General features: G+C 65.1%; 7 protein-coding genes. 4 read left to right on the forward strand and 3 right to left on the reverse strand.

Going from position 1 to position 4311, the window contains the following annotated elements:
* The first annotated feature begins 106 nt into the window (after window positions 1–106).
* The 3 genes from EDC36_RS13045 to EDC36_RS13055 all read left to right on the forward strand — a co-directional run bounded on the left by EDC36_RS13045 (window position 107) and on the right by EDC36_RS13055 (window position 2440).
* The gene (locus tag EDC36_RS13045; protein WP_453820264.1) at window positions 107–688 is read left to right on the forward strand and encodes an AAA family ATPase; all 582 of its coding nucleotides are present in this window, start codon (window positions 107–109) and stop codon (window positions 686–688) included.
* Window positions 675–1517, forward strand: coding sequence for a replication protein C, IncQ-type (repC, locus tag EDC36_RS13050; RefSeq protein ID WP_132963703.1), 843 nt, complete (start codon window positions 675–677; stop codon window positions 1515–1517). The genes EDC36_RS13045 and repC overlap by 14 nt, the downstream gene beginning before the upstream one ends.
* Window positions 1518–2224: 707 nt before the next feature.
* Window positions 2225–2440, forward strand: a complete 216-nt coding sequence (locus EDC36_RS13055) for a hypothetical protein (RefSeq protein WP_132963704.1) — start codon at window positions 2225–2227, stop codon at window positions 2438–2440.
* Window positions 2441–2538: 98 nt separating this feature from the next.
* Here the strand turns inward: EDC36_RS13055 and EDC36_RS13060 are convergent, their stop codons facing one another.
* Complete coding sequence (locus EDC36_RS13060; RefSeq protein ID WP_132963705.1) at window positions 2539–2829, reverse strand: type II toxin-antitoxin system RelE/ParE family toxin; 291 nt, start codon at window positions 2827–2829, stop codon at window positions 2539–2541.
* The gene (locus EDC36_RS13065; RefSeq protein ID WP_132963706.1) at window positions 2817–3095 is read right to left on the reverse strand and encodes a CopG family ribbon-helix-helix protein; all 279 of its coding nucleotides are present in this window, start codon (window positions 3093–3095) and stop codon (window positions 2817–2819) included. Before EDC36_RS13065 ends, EDC36_RS13060 begins: the two co-directional genes overlap by 13 nt.
* Window positions 3096–3227: 132 nt before the next feature.
* Here EDC36_RS13065 and EDC36_RS13070 point away from each other — a divergent pair, with 132 nt between their 5' ends.
* A complete protein-coding gene (locus EDC36_RS13070) occupies window positions 3228–3614 on the forward strand; it encodes a hypothetical protein (RefSeq protein WP_132963707.1) in 387 nt (128 codons plus the stop codon).
* Between the two features lie 330 nt (window positions 3615–3944).
* Here EDC36_RS13070 and EDC36_RS13075 read toward each other — a convergent pair whose 3' ends face one another.
* The gene (locus EDC36_RS13075) at window positions 3945–4208 is read right to left on the reverse strand and encodes a hypothetical protein (protein WP_132963708.1); all 264 of its coding nucleotides are present in this window, start codon (window positions 4206–4208) and stop codon (window positions 3945–3947) included.
* Between the last annotated feature and the right edge of the window lie 103 nt (window positions 4209–4311).

Below are 4311 nucleotides of genomic sequence, written 5' to 3' on the forward strand. Positions count from 1 at the left end.
GGCGCATCAGACATCAGATCTGGGGGAAATTGTACTCGCAAACAGACAATAACACAAGAAAAATCATGATGTTATGAATATTTCAGGGGCGACTATGGGCAGGCATTTGAGCGAAGTCGCGCGGGAAGCCATCGCCGAAAACCTGACGATCGAGCCGATCCTGGGCAAGCGCCTCAACATCATGGATGAGGCGCAGCTGGCAGCCATCGTGGATCAATGCGCCAACACCCGGCTTATCGTGCTGGACACCTTGAGCCGCATCCACACGCTCGACGAGAACAGCAACGGCGACATGGCGCGGCTGGTGACCACGCTGGAGTACCTGGCCGCGCAGACCGGCGCAGCGGTGCTGTTCCTGCACCACGTCAACAAAAACAGCACCCGCGAAGGCCAGGCCGACCAGCAGCAGGCCGCGCGCGGCGCCTCCGCCCTCATCGACAACGTCCGCTGGTGCGGCTACGTGGCGCGCATGACCGAGGAGGAAGCGCAGCACTGGAGCGATCGCTCAGACCTGCGCCCGATCGGCGAGGAGCGGCGGGGCTATTTCGTGCGGTCCGGCACCAGCAAGCAGAACTACGACGAGCCGCAGCCCGAGCGCTGGTACTGCAGGCACGAGGGCGGCGTGCTGCTGCCGGTCGATTTGTTCAAGGCTGGCGGCAAGAAGGGAGGTCGCCGTGACGAAGCATGAACTGACGCACGCGCGGCTTGACAGGGCGCACTGCCTTGCGCCGGGGCTGTTTCGCAGCCTCAAGCGCGGCGAACGCAAGCACGCGAAGCTGCACGTGGTGTACGACTGCGGCGATGGGCGACGCATCGAGTTCAGCGGCCCAGAGCCGCTCGGCGCCGACGACTTGCGCGTGCTGCAGGGGCTGGTGGCGATGGCAGGCCCCGAAGGCCTCGTGCTGACACCAGAGCCCAAGACCGAGGCTGGGCAGCAAGCCCGGCAGGCCTTGGAACTCAAGTGGGATGCCGTCCGGCAAAACGCCCTGGTGGTCAAGGGAAGCTATCGGGCGCTGGCGCGCGAGATTGGCTACGCCGACCCGGACGACTCGCGAGCTATCCGCGAATGCATCGAGCGGCTCTGGAAGGTATCCATCATCGCGCAGGCGGGCAGTAAGCGGATGGGCTTTCGGCTGCTGTCGGACTACGCAAGCGATGAGCAGGACGGCAAGCTGTTCGTGGCGCTCAACCCGATGATCGCGCTTGCCGTCATCGGCGGGGGGCATCACGCCCGCATCGACATGGCCGAAGTACGGGCGCTGCGCACCGACCCCGCACGACTGATCCACCAGCGGCTGTGCGGATGGATCGACCCAGGCAAGTCCCGGCGGGTGGAGCTTGACACGCTGTGCGGCTATGTCTGGCCGGACCAAGCCTCACCCGAGGCGATGAAGAAGCGGCGGCAGACCGCCCGCAAGGCGCTGGCCGAGCTCGAAGCGCTGGGTTGGCAGGTGACCGAGTACGCGCGCAACAAGTGGGAGATCAAGCGGCCAGCCAAGCCTCACCCCCCTGGATAACTTTCCCCAACCCCCCGGATAACTTTCCCCAACCCCCTGGATAACTTTCCCCACCCCCCCTGGATTTATGCAGAAAAAACAAGTACTTAGCTCGACACCAAAAATCCCTCTAAGACTCTCTAAGAGTCTCTAGCATGCGCGGCCACAGCCGCCGCTTTTGGCGGCGTCTGGGCCTTGCAGTAGGGCCGCCCCTTCGGGGCGGGGGAAGGGGGCAAGAGAAGGTGGTTGAGCGGGAGAGAGGGGGTGGTGGTGAGCAGTGAGGTGGTTGGATGGCCAACAGCCCGCAACCTTCCTTTGCCCCCGTCCCCGCGCGCAGCGCGGCACCCATACCTCCCGAGCGCCAGCAGCGTAGCTTGCTGGCGATGATGCTGGAGCGCAGCTGGCTGCAGGACCGCGGTGGCCGCAGAAGCGCTTTAGCGGGCCGGTAGAGCGGTTTTTTTGTGGTGTAGCTGGGGTGGTAGCCTCGCGCCCCAAAAATCGCTCTACGGCCCGTTTAGGGCCGTTTGCAGCCATCGGCGGCGGCGGGGCGGTGGTGCGCAGCGGCGGTGGCAGGCCCGGGACCGGGCTGGATGTCGGGCGGCGGCCTGTATTTTCGTCACGCGTTACGTAATAAACTATCGTAACATCGCGCATGATGAAAATAAATCATCATCTTGGCCGCCCTATTTTCGTAACACGTGATAAAATACATGCACGTTTCGTGAGGAGTGACGAAAGTGGAAAGCCAGTCCGACACCCCGCCGCCGAAGCGCGGCCGCCCCCGCAAATACGCTACCGCCGCCGAACGGCAGGCGGCGTACCGCGAGCGGCTGCGTGAGCGTGGAGTACGTGAGGTGCGCAGGCTGGTGCCGACGCATCCGGAGCCGCTGCTGCGCAGCGCGGTGATTGACTTGAGCGCGCTGCCGCCGTGGAAACGGGGCTAGAAGCCGCTATAGCCGCCGCTGGCGGCTGGGGTGGAAACGCGCAATTTGCATAATTGCGCGTGCAATGTCAGCCTGGCGGCCGCTGTTGTCATCCGTCATCAATAGCCCGCTTCTTTCTGGTGTCGAACAGCAAGAATGGCGATGTTCTCCCCGTCGAAGCGGTAGAGGGCGACATAGCCACTGCTGCCGAAGTCGATCAGCCATTCCCGAAACTCGGGTTCCATGTCCTCGACCGGCCGGCCGATGTGTGGCTGATGGGCCAGAATCTTGACCCCGGCCCGGATCGCCTTCACTGCGCGTTGCGCTGCGTCGGCATCCTTGGGCGCGAGGAAGCGGTAGAGCCGCTGCACATCAGCCAGTGCCGGCGGCGTCCATGTCAGACGTGGCACTTAGGCAGCTCCGCATCCTCGCCGGCTTCCAGCTTCGCCAGCCAGGCGTCGGCTTCCTCAAGTGTCAGATGCAGGCCGGTGCGCTGATAGTCTTCCCAGGCGCGGAGCGCATCCTGTTTGAACGCTTCGCGCTTTTCCTCGCGCTCGACGTACTGCGCGATGGCCTCTCGCATGATCCAGTGCGATGTGCGCCGGCGGGCTTCGGCCAGGTGCTGGACGCGCCCTTTCAGCTCGTCATCGAGCTTGATGGATGTTGCCGTTGCCATGTGGCCCCCGTAGTGAAAGGTAATACCTTCCGCTACTATAGTCCTTCCCTGCCCTGCCGTCCACCCGGCCGGGCACGGCCGCGCTGAAATTGTCTTGCTTTGTCGCACAAGTCCTGGATTGGCCACGACCCCATGCCGATCACGCGGCTACAGCACGGCATCAGCCAGGCGATCGCGCGGCACGTGCTCACGCACAAGACCGAGCCGAGCGGAGGCTGGACGCTGGACGGCCTGATCAAGACCGTGGCGGGCGGCGATATCAGCGAGCAAGGCATGCGCGACCGCCGCCGCGAAGCCCGAGCCGATGCCGAAGGCCTCGCCGCCGCCGGGGTGCTGCTGGAGGACGACCGGGTGCGGCGCTGCTCGCCGAAGCCGGGCTGCGATGTGGTGGGCGTGGAGCAAAACCGCGATGGCGTGCAGCAAAACCGCGATGGCGTGCAGCAAAACCGCGATGCGTGCAGCAAAACCGCGGCGGCGGCAGATACATATTCAGATACAGATTCAGGGGCCGGCCCTTGAAGGAGGCCGGCCCATCATGATTCAGATGGGCCGCCCCTTCGGGGCGGGGGAGGAGAGCAAGAGAAGGTGATTTCTATCCCCCACTATCCCCCAGTTGGGGGGGAGAGGACGCGGTGGTGAGAAGTGAGAAGGTTGGACGGCCAGCAGCCCGCAACCTTCCTTTGCCACTCCCCGCCGCGCGCCAGCGCGGCCCCATCCCTTTCGAGCGCCAGCCGCGGCGCCTGCCGGCGATGCCGCCGCATCGCGGCTGCAAGGCCGCAAGAGCCGCGCTTCGGCATTGGGCTTTGGGTGCCCGCAATGGCCGATCGGGGCTTTGCGGCCCTCCAGCGGTCAGGCGGCCCGCACCGGCTCCCGCGCGGCCTGCTGCGCCGCTGCTGTGTGCCTGCCATAGGCGCCCATCACGTCCTCCAGCACCGGCGCAAGCGTCTTGATGCCGCGCTGCGTCCAGCCCGAGATGCGGATGCGTTGGATCGGGCTTTTTAGCGCGTCGGGATGGTTGCCCTGGGCCAGGTGGTACATCGGGATCGTGGCATGCTGCTGGATGAGCGCGTAGGTGTCCGCAGGCAGCCGCTCAAACTCCGCCGCATCGGGCACGACCTTCTGTAGTCGTCCCTGAAAAATTCATTTTCACGCCGCCCGCAGCCGCAGCAGCGGCGGGTTGGCGACGCGAGTCTCGGTTGGCCGCAGCCGGACGAGC

It is taken from the genome of Tepidimonas ignava, assembly GCF_004342625.1.
Taxonomy (GTDB): domain Bacteria; phylum Pseudomonadota; class Gammaproteobacteria; order Burkholderiales; family Burkholderiaceae_C; genus Tepidimonas; species Tepidimonas ignava.